The organism is Enterobacter cloacae complex sp. S2 (assembly GCF_015159675.1).
GTDB lineage: Bacteria > Pseudomonadota > Gammaproteobacteria > Enterobacterales > Enterobacteriaceae > Enterobacter > Enterobacter intestinihominis.
This window is the reverse complement of record NZ_JADDTS010000037.1, coordinates 79,769-97,392: the sequence shown is the minus strand read 5'-3', so window position 1 is coordinate 97,392 and position 17,624 is coordinate 79,769. Positions and strand designations below refer to the sequence as shown.

Annotated in this window: 15 protein-coding genes and 1 other annotated feature; of the genes, 11 read left to right on the top strand and 4 right to left on the bottom strand. The window is 56.8% G+C overall.

Annotation, left to right across the window (positions count from 1 at the left end):
- Positions 1-7: 7 nt before the first annotated feature.
- Positions 8-1,201 (bottom strand): multidrug efflux RND transporter periplasmic adaptor subunit AcrA, encoded by a 1,194-nt coding sequence (gene acrA / locus IPZ49_RS17460; protein WP_022647272.1) that lies wholly within the window; start codon positions 1,199-1,201, stop codon positions 8-10.
- Between the two features lie 141 nt (positions 1,202-1,342).
- Between acrA and acrR the strand changes: the two genes are divergently transcribed.
- Both acrR and mscK read left to right on the top strand, forming a co-directional pair.
- A complete protein-coding gene (acrR, locus tag IPZ49_RS17455; RefSeq protein ID WP_032624732.1) occupies positions 1,343-1,996 on the top strand; it encodes a multidrug efflux transporter transcriptional repressor AcrR in 654 nt (217 codons plus the stop codon).
- Positions 1,997-2,109: 113 nt separating this feature from the next.
- Positions 2,110-5,487 carry a mechanosensitive channel MscK gene (gene mscK / locus IPZ49_RS17450; protein WP_048966012.1) on the top strand — a complete coding sequence of 1,126 codons (3,378 nt, stop codon included), beginning with the start codon at positions 2,110-2,112 and terminating at the stop codon, positions 5,485-5,487.
- Between the two features lie 33 nt (positions 5,488-5,520).
- Here mscK and rsmS read toward each other — a convergent pair whose 3' ends face one another.
- Both rsmS and priC read right to left on the bottom strand, forming a co-directional pair.
- Complete coding sequence (gene rsmS, locus IPZ49_RS17445) at positions 5,521-5,715, bottom strand: pleiotropic regulatory protein RsmS (protein ID WP_022647275.1); 195 nt, start codon at positions 5,713-5,715, stop codon at positions 5,521-5,523.
- A gap of 12 nt (positions 5,716-5,727) precedes the next feature.
- Positions 5,728-6,255, bottom strand: a complete 528-nt coding sequence (gene priC / locus IPZ49_RS17440; RefSeq protein ID WP_022647276.1) for a primosomal replication protein N'' — start codon at positions 6,253-6,255, stop codon at positions 5,728-5,730.
- A gap of 50 nt (positions 6,256-6,305) precedes the next feature.
- On the opposite strand from priC, the gene IPZ49_RS17435 reads away from it, so the two are divergent.
- From IPZ49_RS17435 to IPZ49_RS17395, 9 genes are all read left to right on the top strand, one after another.
- Positions 6,306-6,683, top strand: a complete 378-nt coding sequence (locus tag IPZ49_RS17435; RefSeq protein ID WP_001189855.1) for a DUF454 family protein — start codon at positions 6,306-6,308, stop codon at positions 6,681-6,683.
- 151 nt (positions 6,684-6,834) lie between these two features.
- Positions 6,835-7,386, top strand: a complete 552-nt coding sequence (apt, locus tag IPZ49_RS17430) for an adenine phosphoribosyltransferase (protein WP_000127359.1) — start codon at positions 6,835-6,837, stop codon at positions 7,384-7,386.
- Between the two features lie 88 nt (positions 7,387-7,474).
- Positions 7,475-9,403 carry a DNA polymerase III subunit gamma/tau gene (gene dnaX / locus IPZ49_RS17425; protein WP_023299467.1) on the top strand — a complete coding sequence of 643 codons (1,929 nt, stop codon included), beginning with the start codon at positions 7,475-7,477 and terminating at the stop codon, positions 9,401-9,403.
- Positions 8,733-8,797 (top strand) — a sequence feature (DnaX frameshifting element). It overlaps the preceding gene by 65 nt.
- A 53-nt stretch (positions 9,404-9,456) precedes the next feature.
- Positions 9,457-9,789 carry a YbaB/EbfC family nucleoid-associated protein gene (locus tag IPZ49_RS17420; RefSeq protein WP_003858972.1) on the top strand — a complete coding sequence of 111 codons (333 nt, stop codon included), beginning with the start codon at positions 9,457-9,459 and terminating at the stop codon, positions 9,787-9,789.
- Positions 9,789-10,394, top strand: a complete 606-nt coding sequence (gene recR / locus IPZ49_RS17415) for a recombination mediator RecR (RefSeq protein ID WP_006809843.1) — start codon at positions 9,789-9,791, stop codon at positions 10,392-10,394. The genes IPZ49_RS17420 and recR overlap by 1 nt, the downstream gene beginning before the upstream one ends.
- Before the next feature lie 110 nt (positions 10,395-10,504).
- The gene (gene htpG / locus IPZ49_RS17410; protein WP_015571245.1) at positions 10,505-12,379 is read left to right on the top strand and encodes a molecular chaperone HtpG; all 1,875 of its coding nucleotides are present in this window, start codon (positions 10,505-10,507) and stop codon (positions 12,377-12,379) included.
- Between the two features lie 227 nt (positions 12,380-12,606).
- Positions 12,607-13,251 carry an adenylate kinase gene (gene adk / locus IPZ49_RS17405; RefSeq protein ID WP_022647279.1) on the top strand — a complete coding sequence of 215 codons (645 nt, stop codon included), beginning with the start codon at positions 12,607-12,609 and terminating at the stop codon, positions 13,249-13,251.
- A 124-nt stretch (positions 13,252-13,375) separates the two neighbouring features.
- Positions 13,376-14,338 carry a ferrochelatase gene (gene hemH / locus IPZ49_RS17400; RefSeq protein ID WP_017383216.1) on the top strand — a complete coding sequence of 321 codons (963 nt, stop codon included), beginning with the start codon at positions 13,376-13,378 and terminating at the stop codon, positions 14,336-14,338.
- Between the two features lie 62 nt (positions 14,339-14,400).
- Complete coding sequence (locus tag IPZ49_RS17395; protein WP_063146583.1) at positions 14,401-15,705, top strand: inosine/guanosine kinase; 1,305 nt, start codon at positions 14,401-14,403, stop codon at positions 15,703-15,705.
- Between the two features lie 106 nt (positions 15,706-15,811).
- Here the strand turns inward: IPZ49_RS17395 and ybaL are convergent, their stop codons facing one another.
- Positions 15,812-17,488, bottom strand: coding sequence for a YbaL family putative K(+) efflux transporter (ybaL, locus tag IPZ49_RS17390; protein WP_063146582.1), 1,677 nt, complete (start codon positions 17,486-17,488; stop codon positions 15,812-15,814).
- Positions 17,489-17,624 lie beyond the last annotated feature (136 nt).

Here is a 17,624-nt window from a genome sequence, read left to right as displayed (position 1 = left end):
GTTTAAGTTAAGACTTGGTTTGTTCTGACTGGCCAGCGGCCGACGCTTGTTGTTTGTCGTCAGATTTCACTTCCTGAGCTTTGACCTGCGCGCCAGGACGAACTTTTTGCAAACCAGTAATAATCACGCGATCGCCATCTTTCAGACCTTCCGTTACCAGCCACTTGTCGCCAATCGCCTGCGTTGCAGTGATATTGCGTGTTTCGACTTTGTTATCGGCACCCACAACCAGCGCGCTCGCATCGCCGCGTGGCGTACGGGTCACACCTTGCTGCGGAACCAGAATGGCGCTTGGGTTAGTCCCTTCTTCAAGACGGGCGCGTACGAACATACCCGGCAGCAGGGTTTTATCCGGATTCGGGAAAATAGCCCGGATGGTGATAGAGCCGGTGGTCTGATCGACGGTCACATCAGAAAATTCCAGTGTGCCTGTCTGTGAGAACTTGATACCGTCGTTGGTAACCAGTTCAACTTTGGCTTTACCGTTTTCCTGTTTCAGTTGTCCGCTGGCAAGCTCCTGTTTGAGACGCAGGAAATCGTTGCTGGACTGTGTAACGTCAACGTAGATCGGGTCAAGCTGCTGCACGGTGGCCAGCGCGTTGGTTTGACCGTTCTGCACCAGCGCACCTTCCGTGACGGCTGATTTACCAATGCGACCGCTGATAGGGGAGGTCACTTTGGTGTAGGCGAGGTTAATACGCGCGGTTTCTACCGCCGCTTTCGCCGCCACAACGGCTGCATTGGCTTGCTGTGCATCGGCCAGGGCAGAATCGTAATCCTGTTGGCTGATGTACTGCGTGCCGAGCAGTTTCTTGTAACGATTCAACGTCAGTTGCGAAATTTTGGCTGCCGCTTCTGCTTTCGCCAGATCGCCTTTAGCGCTCTCATAAGACGCCTGATAGGTTGCTGGATCAATCTGATAAAGAGACTCACCTGCTTTCACATCACCGCCTTCGGTGAAGTTACGTTTCAGGATGATACCGCTCACCTGCGGACGTACTTCTGCAATGCGATAGGCGCTGGTGCGGCCCGGTAGTTCTGTTGTCATCTGGAGAGGTTCGGATTTGAGCGTCACGACGCCAACTTCTGGCACCTGCTGAGCTCCTTGTTGAGCCTCTTTGTCGTCACATCCTGTAAGCGCTAAGCTGCCTGAGAGCATCAGAACGACCGCCAGAGGCGTTAACCCTCTGTTTTTGTTCATATGTAAACCTCGAGTGTCCGATTTCAAATTGATCAAGGGTCCTGAGTCTAAAAACCCATTGCTGCGTTTATATTATCGTCATGCTATGGTACATACATTCATAAATGTATGTAAATCTGACTCCTGTAAATTCATCAACGTATGGCACGAAAAACCAAACAACAAGCGCTGGAAACCCGACAACACATTCTGGATGTGGCAATGCGTTTGTTCTCACAGCAGGGTGTTTCGGCAACCTCGCTGGCGCAGATTGCTCAGGCCGCGGGCGTCACGCGGGGAGCGATTTACTGGCATTTTAAAGACAAGTCAGATCTGTTTGGTGAAATCTGGGAGCTTTCAGAGTCCAGCATCAGCGATCTTGAGAGTGAGTATCGGGCAAAATTCCCTCACGATCCACTCTCAGTATTAAGAGAAATATTAGTATATATCCTTGAAGCGACTGTTGTGGAAGAACGCCGACGTCTGATGATGGAAATCATCTTCCATAAATGTGAGTTTGTTGGCGAAATGGCGGTGGTTCAGCAGGCGCAGCGCGACCTGTGTCTGGAAAGCTACGATCGCATCGAGCAAGTTCTTAAGGAATGTATGCAGGCCGACATGCTTCCCGCTACGCTGTTAACGCGCCGGGCGGCGATCCTGATGCGCAGCTATATTTCCGGCCTGATGGAAAACTGGCTTTTCGCCCCGCAGTCGTTCGATCTGAAATCAGAGGCGCGCAGCTACGTCGCGATTTTCCTGGAGATGTGCCAGCTTTGCCCGACCCTCCGCAGCGAGGGAGCGCCGCTTACTGCCTGAATCTTTCCAGGAAATGTCTTAGAGGATTACCTTCCCGCTATTCTGCTTAAGCCGGGCGTGATATTCTTCACGCCCGACTATTTTCGGTCATTTCTCAGATCACATTCACGACTATGCTGCACACCTATCGCTCGACACATTCTGTTCTGGCCGTTTTTTTGATCCTGCTGTTTTTCTTTGCAGCCGCACCGCATTCCTGGGCCCGTGCAGACAACGGCAGTGACGTCCCGACGCGTGCCGAGGTTCAGTCGCAACTCGACACCCTGAATAAACAAAAAGATCTCTCCGCCCAGGAAAAGCTCGTTCAGCAGGACCTGACGGAAACCCTGGATACGCTGGATAAGATCGATCGCATCAAAGCCGAAACGGCCCAGTTGCGGCAGAAGGTCGCTCAGGCGCCGGAGAACATGCGTAAAGCAACGGAGGCCCTGAACGCGCTTAGCGACGTTGATAACGACGATGAAACCCGAAAAACGCTTGCCACGCTTTCGTTGCGCCAGCTCGAGTCGCGCGTGGCGCAGCTGCTGGACGATCTGCAAACGGCGCAGTCCGATCTCTCGACCTATAACAGCCAGCTGGTTTCGCTGCAAACCCAGCCTGAGCGCGTGCAGAACGCCATGTATTCTGCATCGCAACAGCTACAGCAGATACGTAACCGTCTGAATGGCATTACCGTGGGGGAAGGGGCGCTTCGACCGACCCAGCAAACGCTGCTGAACATCCAGCAGACGCTGCTGAACGCGGAGATTGAACAGCAGCGTAAGAGTCTGGAAGGCAACACGGTGTTGCAGGATGCGCTGCAAAAACAGCGTGACTACGTGAACGCGAATATCAACCGGCTCGAGCATCAGCTTCAGCTGTTGCAGGAGGCGGTGAACAGCAAGCGCCTGACGCTGACCGAAAAAACGGCGCAGGAAGCGGTCTCGCCAGACGAAACGGCGCGTATCCAGGCCAATCCGCTGGTGAAGCAGGAGCTGGAAATTAACCATCAGCTGAGCGAGCGCCTGATTCAGGCGACTGAAAACGGCAGCGCGCTGGTGCAGCAGAATATTAAAGTCAAAAACTGGCTGGATCGCGCTTTGCAGGCTGAGCGCAATGTCAAAGAGCAGATTGCCGTCCTGAAGGGAAGCCTGCTGCTGTCGCGCATTCTTTACCAGCAGCAGCAGACGCTGCCGTCCGCCGACGAGCTGGAAGACATGACCAACCGCATTGCGGATTTGCGTCTTGAACAGTTTGACGTTAACCAGCAGCGCGATGCCCTGTTCCAGAGCGATACGTTTGTTGCCAAAGTGGAAGAAGGCCATTCAAGTGAAGTAAACGGTGAAGTTCACGACGCGCTGTTGCAGGTTGTGGATATGCGCCGCGAACTGCTCGATCAGCTTAATAAGCAGCTGGGCAACCAGCTGATGATGGCGATTAACCTGCAAATCAACCAGCAGCAGCTGGTGAGCGTGTCTAAAAGCCTCCAGGAGATCCTGACCCAGCAGATTTTCTGGGTGAACAGCAACAAACCCATGGACTGGGACTGGTTTAAATCTTTCCCTGAAACGCTGAAATCCCAGATCAAAAGCATGAAAATTACCGTGAACTGGGAGAAAGCCTGGCCTGCGGTAATGATTGCCTTCCTTGCGGGTCTGCCTTTGCTGCTCATCGCCGGAGTAATACGCTGGCGTTTGAAATGGCTGAAGCAGTACCAGGCGAAGCTGGCCTCGGAAGTGGGGCAACTGCGTAACGACAGCCAGCTGCACACCCCGAAAGCGATCCTGATCGATCTGATCCGTGCTCTGCCGGTCTGCCTGCTGATCCTCGCCGTCGGCCTGATCCTGTTGACCATGCAGCTCAATATCAGCGACCTGCTGTGGGCGTTCAGCAAAAAGCTGGCGCTGTTCTGGCTGGTGTTTGGTCTGTGCTGGAAAGTGCTGGAAAAAGATGGCGTCGCGGTCCGACACTTCAACATGCCGGAGAAACTCACCAGCCACTGGCGTCGCCAGATTGTACGTATCAGCCTCGCGCTGTTGCCGCTGCACTTCTGGTCCGTTGTGGCCGAGCTTTCGCCGCTGCATCTGATGGATGACGTGCTGGGACAGCTGGTAATTATGCTGAACCTGCTGCTGATAGCCGTCCTGATGTGGCCGATGTGCCGCGACAGCTGGCGTGATAAAGAGTCCCACAATCTTCGTCTGGTTACCGTAACGGTGCTGGCGATCATTCCGCTGGCGCTGATGGTGCTGACGGCAACGGGTTACTTCTATACCACGCTTCGTCTGTCAGGCCGCTGGATTGAAACCGTGTATCTGGTGATCCTGTGGAACCTGCTGTTCCAGACCGTGCTGCGCGGTTTGAGCGTGGCGGCGCGCCGCATTGCGTATCGTCGCGCTGTTGCCCGTCGACAGCATCAGGTTAAAGAGGGGGCTGAAGGGGCGGAGCCGCAGGAAGAGCCGACCATTGCCCTGGAGCAGGTCAACCAGCAAACGATGCGTATTACCATGCTGGTGATGATTGCGCTGTTTGCGGTGATGTTCTGGGCCATCTGGTCTGATTTAATTACCGTCTTCGCCTACCTCGACAGTATCACCCTCTGGCAATACAACGGTACCGAAGCGGGCGCTGCGGTAATGAAAAGCGTCACCATGGGCAGCCTGCTCTTTGCGCTGGTGTCGTCGGTGGTGGCCTGGGCGTTGATCCGCAACCTGCCTGGTCTGCTGGAAGTGCTGGTGCTCTCAAGGCTGAACCTGCGTCAGGGGGCGTCGTATGCCATTACCACCATCCTGAACTACGTCATTATTATTGTCGGGGCGATGACGGTATTCGGCTCGCTGGGCGTCTCGTGGGATAAACTCCAGTGGCTGGCGGCGGCGCTGTCGGTAGGTCTGGGCTTCGGCTTGCAGGAGATCTTCGGTAACTTTGTTTCTGGCCTGATAATCCTGTTCGAACGTCCGGTGCGTATCGGCGATACCGTCACCATCGGCACCTTCTCCGGAACCGTCAGCAAGATCCGTATTCGTGCGACCACCATCACTGACTTCGATCGTAAAGAGGTGATCATCCCGAACAAAGCCTTCGTGACCGAGCGACTGATCAACTGGTCGCTTTCGGATACTACGACGCGCGTGGTGGTCCGACTCGGGGTGGCCTATGGTTCAGATCTGGATAAAGTGAAAGAGGTCCTGCTGGAAGCCGCGAAATCACATCCTAAAGTGATGCACGATCCTGCGCCTGACGTGTTCTTCACCACCTTCGGGCCAAGCACGCTGGATCATGAGCTGCGCCTGTACGTACGCGAACTACGCGATCGCAGCTACACCGTCGATGAGCTGAACCGCACCATTGACCGTCTGTGCCGTGAAAACAACATTAATATCGCCTTCAACCAGCTTGAAGTTCACCTGCGTAACGAGAAAGGTGACGAACATACGGAAGTGAAGCGCGAGATTAAGGGTGACGAAAACTCCGCCCCTCACCCTGCCCTCTCCCCAGAGGGGAGAGGGTAAAAAGCGAATCAGTGCAGATCTTTCAAACCGCACCTAACGGTCCCCTCTCCCTCCAGGGAGAGGGCTAGGGTGCGGGTGAGGGCAACCGGCCTTCACCTTTCCCTCAAAATCCCGCCGCACAATCTCCAGCGCTTTCAGCACCGTCTCCGCCGGGATCTCGTGATTCTCCAGCAGCATAATTAAATCGACGGCCAGCTTGACCTCGTCGGGGGCATTTTCCAGTGACATTAGTGGCTCCTGTTAACGGGTCAGGCGTTCAATGACGCGTTCAATCTCATCCAGCGCCTGACGGCAGCGGACGATGCGGCCTTCCAGCGCGCTGATTTCACGCATTAATAACTGCTGCTCTTGCAGCGTTTCGCTGGTGGTCAGGCGGGCTTCGCGCTCACACTTCATCTCAAACAGACGCCGCTCAAACTCCTGGTTCTCCAGCCGCTTGCGCTGCCATTTTCCGAGCCCAGGCGAGGCGCTGTCCCACGCCCGTAGCGGCCAGGCGGCGATTTCGCGGTGCAGGGCGGTGATCTGCTCGGTAAGATGCTCCGCAAGCCACACCACCTGTTCCTGCTGTTCACTCTCAACCGCGTGGCGAAGCTCGTCGAGGTTGGTCTGCATTTCAGCAAGGTAATCCTGAATGACGGTACTGCGGGTGCGGAAGAGCTGCCGATCAAAGCGCGGTTTCAGCGTAGCATGTCCCATCAGCGGTGTGGCCTGCGCCCGCAGCGCGATCAGCTGATTTTGCAGCCTCTCAAGAAGCAGTGCTGTTTTCAATGCGCTCTCCAGTGGTAAAGTAGCCGTTCAGTTTGATAACGATTCGCATTATGCAGCGTACTATTTTAATCATCATTGGCTGGCTCGCGGTAGTGCTGGGTACGCTGGGCATCGTATTGCCCTTGCTGCCGACCACCCCGTTCATCCTGTTGGCCGCCTGGTGCTTCGCCCGCTCGTCGCCGCGTTTTCACCACTGGCTCCTGTACCGTTCGTGGTTTGGCGGCTACCTGCGGCACTGGCAAAAACACCGGGCCATGCCGCCCGGGGCCAAGCCGCGCGCCATTGCCTTCATCCTGATCACCTTCGCCGTCTCGTTATGGCTGGTGAAAATGATGTGGGTGCGCATTCTGCTGCTGGCGATCCTGGCGTGCCTGCTGATCTTCATGTGGCGGATCCCCGTGGTTGATGAAAAGCAACAAAAGCACTGAAGCCTCATCATGGCGGTTGCAATTATGGCGCACAGCCAGTAAATTCGACCGTTTTCGAGCACAGGTGCGCCTGGTCAAAGGTTAAACAACTGTTACTTTGACCGACTCGTCGCGCGCCGTGAGTAACACTGTTTCATTTAGGCACAAACCGATGACCGCAACTGCACAGCAGCTTGAATATCTGAAAAATAGCATCAAAAGTATCCAGGATTATCCAAAGCCTGGCATTCTTTTCCGTGATGTCACCAGCTTGCTGGAAGACCCGAAAGCGTACGCCCTCAGCATTGAACTGCTGGTTGAGCGTTATAAAAACGCCGGGATCACCAAAGTAGTAGGTACCGAAGCCCGTGGCTTCCTGTTCGGCGCACCGGTTGCGCTGGCGATGGGCGTGGGTTTTGTGCCGGTGCGTAAGCCGCGCAAACTGCCGCGTGAAACCATTGCTGAGAGCTATGAGCTGGAATACGGCACCGATCAGCTGGAAATTCACGTTGATGCCATCAAGCCAGGCGACAAAGTGCTGGTGGTGGACGATCTGCTGGCAACCGGCGGCACCATCGAAGCGACCGTGAAGCTGATCCGTCGTCTGGGCGGGGAAGTGACCGACGCGGCCTTCATCATCAACCTGTTCGATCTCGGCGGCGAGCAGCGCCTGGAAAAACAGGGTATTACCAGCTACAGCCTGGTGCCTTTCCCGGGACATTAATCCCGTATCTCACAACCTCGCTCAATGGGTGAGGTTGTGATAGCATTCCCCTCCATTAATTCACCTTCCAGCGTTGCAGAGCCTGCCCATGAGTTATCAGGTGTTAGCCCGTAAATGGCGACCACAAACCTTTGCTGACGTTGTCGGTCAGGAACATGTGCTGACGGCCCTGGCGAACGGCTTGTCGCTAGGTCGCATCCATCACGCCTATCTTTTCTCCGGCACCCGTGGCGTCGGTAAAACCTCTATTGCCCGTCTGCTGGCAAAAGGTCTGAACTGCGAAACCGGGATCACCGCCACCCCGTGCGGCGTGTGCGACAACTGTCGTGAGATCGAGCAGGGGCGTTTTGTCGATCTGATCGAGATCGACGCCGCCTCGCGCACCAAGGTGGAAGACACCCGCGATCTGCTCGACAACGTGCAGTACGCCCCGGCGCGCGGCCGCTTCAAGGTCTATCTGATCGATGAAGTGCACATGCTGTCGCGCCACAGCTTCAACGCCCTGCTGAAAACGCTGGAAGAGCCGCCTGCGCATGTCAAATTCCTGCTGGCGACCACCGATCCGCAAAAGCTGCCGGTCACGATCCTGTCGCGCTGCCTGCAATTCCATCTGAAGGCGCTGGACGTTGAGCAGATCCGCGCTCAGCTTGAACACATTCTTGATGAAGAGAAGATCGTTCACGAGCCGCGCGCCCTGCAGCTGCTGGCCCGCGCGGCGGACGGCAGCCTGCGTGATGCGCTGAGCCTGACTGACCAGGCAATTGCCAGCGGTGACGGTAAGCTTTCCACTGACGCGGTTAGCACCATGCTCGGCACGCTGGATGACGATCAGGCGCTGTCGCTTATCGAAGCGATGATCGCCGCCAACGGTGAGCGGGTAATGACCCTCGTCAACGATGCCGCCGCCCGTGGCATTGAATGGGAAGCGCTGCTGGTCGAGATGCTCAGCCTGCTGCATCGCGTGGCGATGCTGCAATTGTCTCCGTCGGCCATTGGCGCGGACATGGCGACCATTGAACAGCGGATGCGTGAACTTGCGCGCACCGTGCCGCCGGCTGATGTTCAGCTTTATTATCAGACGCTGCTGATTGGCCGCAAAGAGCTGCCGTTTGCACCGGATCGCCGGATGGGCGTTGAAATGACGCTGCTGCGCGCGCTGGCCTTCCATCCGCGCAAGCCATTGCCGGAGCCGGAAACGCCCCGGCAGTCCTTTGCGCCGGTTGCGCCGACCGCGGTAATGTCACCGCAGCAGGTGCCACCGCAACCGGCATCGCCGCCGCCGCAGAACGTGCCGCTGTCGGATGCCACCAGTTCGGTGCTTGCCGCACGAAGCCAGTTGCAACGTGCGCAGGGAGCAACCAAACCAAAAAAGAGTGAACCGGCAGCGCCTGCAAGAGCGCGGCCGGTGAACAACGCCGCGCTTGAACGACTGGCCTCGGTAACGGAGCGCGTGCAGTCGCGTCCGGCACCGTCCGCGCTCGAGCAAAAAGCCCCGGCGAAAGAAGAGGCATACCGCTGGAAGGCGACTACCGTTGTTGAAACGGTCAAGGAAGTGGTCGCCACGCCAAAAGCGCTGAAAAAGGCGCTTGAGCATGAAAAAACGCCGGAGCTGTCCGCGAAGCTCGCGGAAGAGTCCATCGAGCGCGACGCCTGGGCCGCTGAGGTCAGCAAACTTCAACTGCCGAAGCTGGTGGAGCAGGTCGCGCTGAATGCCTGGAAAGAGCAGGAAGGCAATCAGGTGCGTCTGCACCTGCGCCCTGGCCAGCGGCACCTCAACTCCCCAGGCGCGCAAAAGGCGCTGGCCGAGGCGCTTACCGCATTACAGGGTGTGCCGGTTGAATTGACTATCATTGAAGATGATAATCCGGCGGTGAAAACGCCGCTCGAGTGGCGACAGGCGATTTATGAAGAGAAGCTCGCGCAGGCGCGCGAGTCGATTATCGCGGATAACAACATCCAGACCCTGCGCCGGTTCTTCGACGCCGATCTGGATGAAGAGAGTATTCGCCCCCTTTGATCGTGAGTCTGACTTACGGTTGTAATCCTTAACGTGAAAGAAGAGAGAAGCCTATGTTTGGTGGAAAAGGCGGTCTGGGTGGCCTGATGAAGCAGGCTCAGCAGATGCAGGAAAAAATGCAGAAGATGCAGGAAGAGATCGCTCAGCTGGAAGTCACGGGTGAATCGGGTGCCGGTCTGGTCAAGGTGACCATCAACGGTGCGCACAACTGCCGTCGCGTTGAAATCGACCCGAGCCTGCTCGAAGACGACAAAGAGATGCTGGAAGATCTGGTTGCAGCCGCGTTTAACGATGCCGCTCGCCGTATCGACGAAACCCAGAAAGAGAAAATGGCCTCTGTTTCCAGCGGTATGCAACTGCCGCCGGGCTTTAAGATGCCATTCTGATGCAAACCAGTCCGCTGCTCACGCAGTTAATGGAAGCACTGCGCTGCCTGCCGGGCGTTGGCCCGAAGTCGGCGCAGCGTATGGCGTTTACGCTATTGCAGCGCGACCGCAGCGGCGGGATGCGCCTGGCGCAGGCTCTGACCCGCGCCATGTCAGAAATTGGTCACTGTGCGGATTGCCGGACCTTTACCGAGCAGGACGTCTGTAACATCTGCACGAACCCGCGTCGTCAGGAAAACGGTCAGATTTGCGTGGTGGAGAGTCCGGCGGACATCTACGCCATCGAACAAACCGGGCAGTTTTCCGGCCGCTATTTCGTGCTGATGGGGCATCTCTCCCCGCTGGACGGCATCGGCCCGGATGATATCGGTCTCGATCGTCTTGAACAGCGTCTTGAGTCCGAGACGATCAAAGAGGTGATCCTCGCCACCAACCCGACGGTGGAAGGGGAGGCAACCGCCAACTACATCGCCGAGCTGTGCGCGCAGTACGGCGTTGACGCCAGCCGCATCGCCCACGGCGTGCCGGTCGGCGGTGAGCTGGAGATGGTCGACGGCACCACGCTGTCGCACTCGCTGGCCGGACGACACAAGATTATTTTCTGACCAAACGGAGGCTGCGTGCGCGGCCTCCGCTTGAAAATTCCCCCCCTTATCCCCATCTCTCACTCAACGTTTTACAACCCCATTAAATGGCATTGTTGAGGTCGACTTAGATGAAAGGACAAGAAACCCGTGGTTTCCAGTCAGAAGTAAAACAGCTTCTGCACCTGATGATCCATTCCCTGTATTCCAACAAAGAAATCTTCCTGCGTGAGCTGATTTCCAACGCCTCCGATGCGGCGGACAAGTTGCGCTTCCGTGCGCTGTCCAACCCGGATCTGTACGAAGGCGATGGCGAACTGCGCGTGCGCGTCTCTTTTAATAAAGAGAACCGCACCCTGACGATTGCCGATAATGGCATCGGGATGAACCGCGACGAGGTGATCGACCATCTCGGCACCATCGCTAAATCCGGCACCAAAGCGTTCCTCGAGTCCATGGGCTCTGACCAGGCGAAAGACAGCCAGCTGATCGGTCAGTTCGGCGTAGGCTTCTACTCGGCATTCATCGTGGCGGATAAAGTCACCGTGCGCACCCGCGCCGCGGGCGACAGCGCCGAAAACGGCGTGCTGTGGGAATCCAAAGGGGAAGGCGAATACACCGTTGATGATATCACCAAAGCGGATCGCGGCACCGAAATCACTCTGCACCTGCGCGAAGGCGAAGACGATTTCCTGAACGACTGGCGCGTACGCTCCATCATCAGCAAATATTCTGACCACATCGCGCTGCCGGTGGAGATTGAAAAACAGGAAGAGAAAGACGGCGAAACCGTGGTTTCCTGGGAGAAAATCAACAAGGCGCAGGCGCTGTGGACGCGCAACAAAGCTGAAATTAAAGACGACGAGTACAACGAGTTTTACAAGCACATCGCCCACGACTTTACCGACCCGCTGACCTGGAGCCACAACCGTGTGGAAGGGAAGCAGGAGTACACCAGCCTGCTGTACATTCCGGCGCAGGCGCCGTGGGACATGTGGAACCGCGATCACAAGCACGGCCTGAAGCTGTACGTGCAGCGCGTCTTCATCATGGACGACGCCGAGCAGTTCATGCCGAACTACCTGCGCTTTGTGCGTGGCCTGATAGATTCCAACGATCTGCCGCTGAACGTCTCCCGTGAAATTCTCCAGGACAGCACCGTCACCCGTAACCTGCGTAACGCCCTGACCAAGCGAGCGTTGCAGATGCTGGAAAAACTGGCGAAAGACGATGCGGAAAAATACCAGACCTTCTGGAAACAGTTCGGCCTGGTGCTGAAAGAAGGCCCGGCGGAAGACACCGCGAACGTGGAAGCTATCGCTAAACTGCTGCGCTTCGCCTCTACGCACAACGACTCCTCCGCCCAGACCGTATCGCTGGAAGAGTACGTCTCCCGCATGAAAGAAGGGCAGGAGAAGATCTACTACATCACCGCCGACAGCTATGCGGCAGCGAAGAGCAGTCCGCATCTGGAGCTGCTGCGTAAGAAAGGCATCGAAGTGCTGCTGCTGTCTGACCGCATCGACGAGTGGATGATGAACTACCTGACCGAGTTCGACGGTAAATCCTTCCAGTCCGTTGCTAAAGCCGACGAGTCTATCGATAAGCTGGCGGATGAAGTGGACGACAGCGCGAAGGAAGCCGAGAAGGCGCTGGAGCCGTTCGTTGAGCGCGTGAAAACCCTGCTGGGCGACCGCGTGAAAGAGGTGCGCTTCACGCACCGTCTGACCGATACGCCAGCCATTGTCACCACCGATGCGGACGAAATGAGCACCCAGATGGCGAAACTGTTCGCGGCGGCGGGCCAGGCCGTGCCGGAAGTGAAATATATCTTTGAGCTTAATCCGGATCATCCGCTGGTGAAACGCGCGGCGGATACCCAGGACGACGCCCGCTTTGCGGAGTGGGTTGAACTGCTGCTGGATCAGTCCCTGCTGGCCGAGCGCGGCACCCTGGAAGATCCTAACCTGTTCATTAAACGTGTGAATGCGCTGCTGCTGGCGTAATACAAAACCTACCCCTCACCCTGGCCCTCTCCCCAAGGGGAGAGGGTATAATCGTCCCCTCTCCCCTTGGGGAGAGGGTTAGGGTGAGGGGGCATTCTCGCACTCACCCAAATAATCTCCCCCCGTTAACCGTTTCAGCCTCCCCGCCTTCCTTGAGCGATACCCGTTCTGGTGGTATTGTTTAGCGCTTTTGAAAAATTGAATCGACATTTGAGGGGATTTTCGCAATGCGTATTATTCTGCTTGGCGCTCCGGGCGCGGGTAAGGGAACTCAGGCTCAGTTCATCATGGAGAAATACGGTATTCCGCAAATCTCTACTGGTGACATGCTGCGTGCCGCTGTTAAATCTGGCTCCGAGCTGGGCAAACAAGCTAAAGACATCATGGACGCAGGCAAGCTGGTGACCGACGAACTGGTTATCGCGCTGGTAAAAGAGCGCATTGCTCAGGAAGACTGCCGCAATGGTTTCCTGCTGGACGGCTTCCCGCGCACCATTCCTCAGGCTGACGCCATGAAAGAAGCGGGCATCAACGTGGATTACGTGCTGGAGTTCGATGTACCGGACGAACTGATCGTTGACCGTATCGTTGGCCGTCGCGTGCACGCTGCCTCTGGCCGCGTTTACCACATCAAATTCAACCCGCCTAAGGTTGAAGGCAAAGACGACGTGACCGGCGAAGAGCTGACCACCCGTAAAGACGACCAGGAAGAAACCGTGCGTAAACGCCTGGTGGAATACCATCAGATGACCGCACCGCTGATCGGCTACTACTCCAAAGAGGCGCAGGCGGGTAACACCAAATACGCGAAAGTTGACGGCACCAAAGCCGTGGCTGACGTACGTGCAGAGCTGGAAAAAATCCTCGGCTAAGCGCACCTCTCTCACCCGGAGCCCCGGGTGAGAAAAATTCTCATCTTACCTATTACAGCAATGGGTTTCGTTTAAACGCATTTCCGCTACAATTGACAGCCTATCAAATGGTTAAGAGGCGTGAATGAGTCAGGCGAAAACCGGCATCCTGCTTGCCAATCTGGGCACCCCAGAAGCACCTACTCCAGCGGCGGTAAAACGCTACCTGCGACAATTTTTAAGCGACACGCGCGTCGTGGATACCCCAAGACTGCTGTGGTGGCCACTGCTGCGTGGTGTCATTCTGCCGATTCGTTCTCCGCGTGTAGCAAAGCTCTATCAGTCCGTGTGGATGGAAGAAGGCTCGCCGCTGATGGTCTACAGCCGTCGTCAGGAGAAGGCGCTGGCCGCCCGTCTGCCGGACATGCCCGTTGCGCTCGGTATGAGCTACGGTAAGCCATCCCTGGAAAGCGCCGTCGACTCTCTGCTGGCGCAGGGCGTTGAACACATTGTGGTGCTGGCCCTTTATCCGCAGTATTCGTGCTCCACGGTGGCTGCCGTCTGGGACGAACTGGCACGCATTCTGGCGACCCGCCGCCGTATACCGGGCATCACCTTTATCCGCGACTACGCCGATAACGAGCTGTACATTCAGGCGCTTGCCAGCAGCGCGCGCGCGTCGTTTGAAAAACACGGCGAGCCGGATCTGCTGCTGCTCTCCTATCACGGTATTCCGCAGCGTTTCGCGAACGAAGGGGACGATTACCCCCAGCGTTGCCGCGATACCACCCGCGAGCTGGTCTCCGCCCTCGGCCTGCCGCCTGAGAAGGTGATGATGACCTTCCAGTCGCGCTTCGGTCGTGAACCGTGGTTGACCCCGTATACTGATGAAACGCTAAAAATGCTGGGCGAGAAGGGCGTGAAGCACATTCAGGTTATGTCGCCGGGCTTCTCGGCGGATTGTCTGGAAACGCTGGAAGAGATTGCCGTCCAGAACAAAGAGTTCTTCATGGAGGCCGGCGGAACGAAATACGAATACATTCCTGCGCTTAACGACTCCCCTGAACACATCGATATGATGGTGTCACTGGTCACCACCCGCCGCTGATCGCGTTACGGGCCGGGTTTGTGCTACCATTCCCGGCCCGTATTCTTTGCACAGTTCAGACCATGAAATTTCCCGGTAAACGTAAGTCCAAACACTATTTCCCCGTCGATGCCCGCGATCCGCTGTTACAGCAAATTCAGCAGGAAAGCGAAACCAGCGCTGCCTGGGTGGTCGGTATCGATCAGACGCTGGTGGACATTGAAGCCAAAGTGGATGATGCGTTTGTCGCACGTTACGGTCTGAGCGCCGGGCACTCGCTGGTGATTGAGGATGACGTTGCCGAAGCGCTGTATCAGGACCTGATGCGCGAAAATCTTATCACCCACCAGTTTGCTGGCGGCACCATCGGTAACACCATGCACAACTACTCCGTTCTGGCAGACGACCGCTCGGTGCTGCTTGGCGTGATGTGCAGCAATATCGAAATCGGTGGCTACGCCTACCGCTACCTGTGCAATACCTCCAGCCGCACCGATCTGAACTATTTGCAGGGCGTTGACGGGCCGATTGGTCGTTGCTTTACGCTGATAAGCGATTCCGGCGAGCGTACCTTTGCCATCAGCCCCGGCCATATGAACAAGCTACGCGCTGAAAGTATTCCGGAAGAGGTGATCGCGGGCGCGTCTGCGCTGGTGTTGACGTCTTATCTGGTGCGCTGCAAGCCGGGCGAACCAATGCCGGACGCAACCATGAAGGCAATTGAGTATGCGAAGAAATACAACGTGCCTGTGGTTCTGACGCTGGGCACCAAATTCGTGATTGCCGACAACCCGGAGTGGTGGCAGGCCTTCCTGAAAGAACACGTCTCGATTCTGGCGATGAATGAAGAAGAAGCCGAAGCGCTGACCGGCGAAAGCGATCCGCTGCTGGCGTCTGATAAGGCGCTGGACTGGGTGGATCTGGTGCTCTGCACCGCCGGGCCGGTCGGGCTGTACATGGCGGGCTTCACGGAAGAAGAGAGCAAGCGGAAAACCCAGCACCCGCTGCTGCCGGGCGCTATCGCCGAATTTAACCAGTACGAGTTCAGCCGCGCCATGCGTCATAAAGACTGCATCAACCCGCTGCGTATCTTCTCCCACATTGCACCGTATATGGGTGGCCCCGAGAAGATCATGAACACTAACGGCGCGGGCGACGGTGCGCTGGCCGCGCTGCTGCACGACATCACCGCTAACGCCTACCACAAAACCAATGTGCCGAATTCCAGCAAACACACCTTCAACTGGCTGACCTATTCCTCACTGGCGCAGGTGTGCAAGTACGCGAACCGCGTGAGTTATCAGGTGCTGAACCAGCATTCACCGCGCTTAACGCGTGGGCTGCCGGAACGGGAAGACAGCCTCGAAGAGGCGTATTGGGACAGGTAAAAGAAGACCCCTCACCCTGGCCCTCTCCCCAAAGGGGAGAGGGAACTTGAACACCCTCTCCCCTTTGGGGAGAGGGCCAGGGTGAGGGGACCAGGCCGCACAAAACTTACCCCGTCACCGCCTCTTCAACTGGCGGCTTCGTCAGCATTGTCAGCATCGTATTCGCAATCTCACGCTCACCCATCACCACCTGATTCGCGCCGCGCTCGGTAATGTACTCCACTTCGTCATCATAATGGGCGCGGGCTATGATTTCGACATGCGGGCATTTTTCACGGGCTGTGGCGACAATCTCGCCAGCCTCGTAACCGTTCGGGATAGTGAGCAGCAGCCAGCGAGCGCAGTCCAGATGCGCCAGATTCATAATCTCTTCGTTAGCCGCGTTGCCCAGCACCGCGCGGATGCCGCGTTCGCGAAGTTCGTCGACGCGGGTGCGTGACGTTTCAATCACTACAAGTGGAATGCCCTGAGCCATCAGTTTTTCACCCAGCAGGCTGCCGACGCGGCCAAAACCGACCAGCAGCGCGTGGTTGCAGATATCCACCGGGATCTGTTTCTCTTCTTCTGTCGCCTCTTCCAGCGTCAGCTCTTCGAGGGTTTCAGTCTTCTCGAGATATTTCTCCAGCAGGGCAAACAATACCGGGTTCAACATGATGGAGAGGATCGCCCCCGCCAGCACCAGATTTTGCCCAGCCTGTGGCAGCAGGTTCAGGGCCATCCCCAGACCAGCCAGAATAAAGGCGAACTCGCCAATCTGCGCCAGGCTGGCGGCGATGGTCAGCGCCGTGCGCGGCGAGTGACCGAACATCCGCACCAGGAAGAAGGCGGCAACGGACTTACCAAAGATGATGATTGCCAGCGTACCCAGCACGGCCAGCGGCTGCTGGATGAGGATCATCGGGTCGAACAGCATCCCGACGGAGACAAAGAACAGCACCGCGAACGCATCACGTAGTGGCAGAGTATCGTGCGCGGCACGGTGGCTCAGCTCGGACTCGTTCAGCACCATCCCGGCGAAGAATGCGCCCAGCGCAAAGGAGACGTCAAACAGCTCGACAGCGCCAAAGGCAATGCCCAGCGCCAACGCAAGGACCGAAAGCGTGAACAGTTCACGCGAGCCGGTGGCGGCGCTGCGGGACATGATCCACGGCACCAGACGGCGGCCCACCAGCATCATGATGGCAATAAACGCCACAACCTTACCGATGGTAATGCTCATATCCAGCGCCAGCGAAGCGAAGCCGATATTCTCTTTTTCCATCATCCCGGCGACGGCGGGCAGCAGTACCAGCGTCAACACCATCACCAGATCTTCAACTATCAGCCAGCCAATCGCGATTTGCCCGCGCTGGCTGTCTATCAGCTGCCTCTCTTCAAGCGCGCGCAGCAGCACCACGGTACTGGCGGTTGAAAGACACAGCCCAAATACGATACCGGTCATGATTGACCAGCCCAGCACCGCCGAAAGCGCCATGCCCAGCAGCGTCGCCACCCCTATCTGGGCGATCGCTCCCGGTATGGCGATCGACTTTACCGCCATCAGATCCTTCAGGGAAAAATGCAGTCCGACGCCAAACATCAGCAGGATAACGCCCAGTTCCGCCAGCTCCGGTGCAAGTTTGGTATCTGCGACAAAACCCGGCGTAAAGGGTCCTGCCAGCACGCCCGCTAACAAATAGCCTACCAGGGGCGAAATACGCAGTTTGTTGGCAATCATGCCGAGGATAAAAGCGAGCACAAGTCCACCAACAATGGTGGTGATAAGCGGTGTGGCGTGGTGCATTCCGTCTCCTTTCGCGATGGGTGATCCATTTTTGGTGCAAATACCAAAAAGCCGATTAATAGTTTATGACAATTTTTACGCTTATGTTTATGAATAATTGTTGAAATCACAATAAAAAGGCAATAAGCACGAAAAA

What these genes read in the sequence shown, in the direction of transcription:
- acrA (WP_022647272.1), bottom strand. Translation starts at nt 1,201, where the DNA reads ATGAACAAAAACAGAGGGTTAACGCCTCTGGCGGTCGTTCTGATGCTC.
- acrR (WP_032624732.1), top strand. Translation starts at nt 1,343, where the DNA reads ATGGCACGAAAAACCAAACAACAAGCGCTGGAAACCCGACAACACATT.
- mscK (WP_048966012.1), top strand. Translation starts at nt 2,110, where the DNA reads ATGCTGCACACCTATCGCTCGACACATTCTGTTCTGGCCGTTTTTTTG.
- rsmS (WP_022647275.1), bottom strand. Translation starts at nt 5,715, where the DNA reads ATGTCACTGGAAAATGCCCCCGACGAGGTCAAGCTGGCCGTCGATTTA.
- IPZ49_RS17435 (WP_001189855.1), top strand. Translation starts at nt 6,306, where the DNA reads ATGCAGCGTACTATTTTAATCATCATTGGCTGGCTCGCGGTAGTGCTG.
- apt (WP_000127359.1), top strand. Translation starts at nt 6,835, where the DNA reads ATGACCGCAACTGCACAGCAGCTTGAATATCTGAAAAATAGCATCAAA.
- dnaX (WP_023299467.1), top strand. Translation starts at nt 7,475, where the DNA reads ATGAGTTATCAGGTGTTAGCCCGTAAATGGCGACCACAAACCTTTGCT.
- IPZ49_RS17420 (WP_003858972.1), top strand. Translation starts at nt 9,457, where the DNA reads ATGTTTGGTGGAAAAGGCGGTCTGGGTGGCCTGATGAAGCAGGCTCAG.
- recR (WP_006809843.1), top strand. Translation starts at nt 9,789, where the DNA reads ATGCAAACCAGTCCGCTGCTCACGCAGTTAATGGAAGCACTGCGCTGC.
- htpG (WP_015571245.1), top strand. Translation starts at nt 10,505, where the DNA reads ATGAAAGGACAAGAAACCCGTGGTTTCCAGTCAGAAGTAAAACAGCTT.
- adk (WP_022647279.1), top strand. Translation starts at nt 12,607, where the DNA reads ATGCGTATTATTCTGCTTGGCGCTCCGGGCGCGGGTAAGGGAACTCAG.
- hemH (WP_017383216.1), top strand. Translation starts at nt 13,376, where the DNA reads ATGAGTCAGGCGAAAACCGGCATCCTGCTTGCCAATCTGGGCACCCCA.
- IPZ49_RS17395 (WP_063146583.1), top strand. Translation starts at nt 14,401, where the DNA reads ATGAAATTTCCCGGTAAACGTAAGTCCAAACACTATTTCCCCGTCGAT.
- ybaL (WP_063146582.1), bottom strand. Translation starts at nt 17,488, where the DNA reads ATGCACCACGCCACACCGCTTATCACCACCATTGTTGGTGGACTTGTG.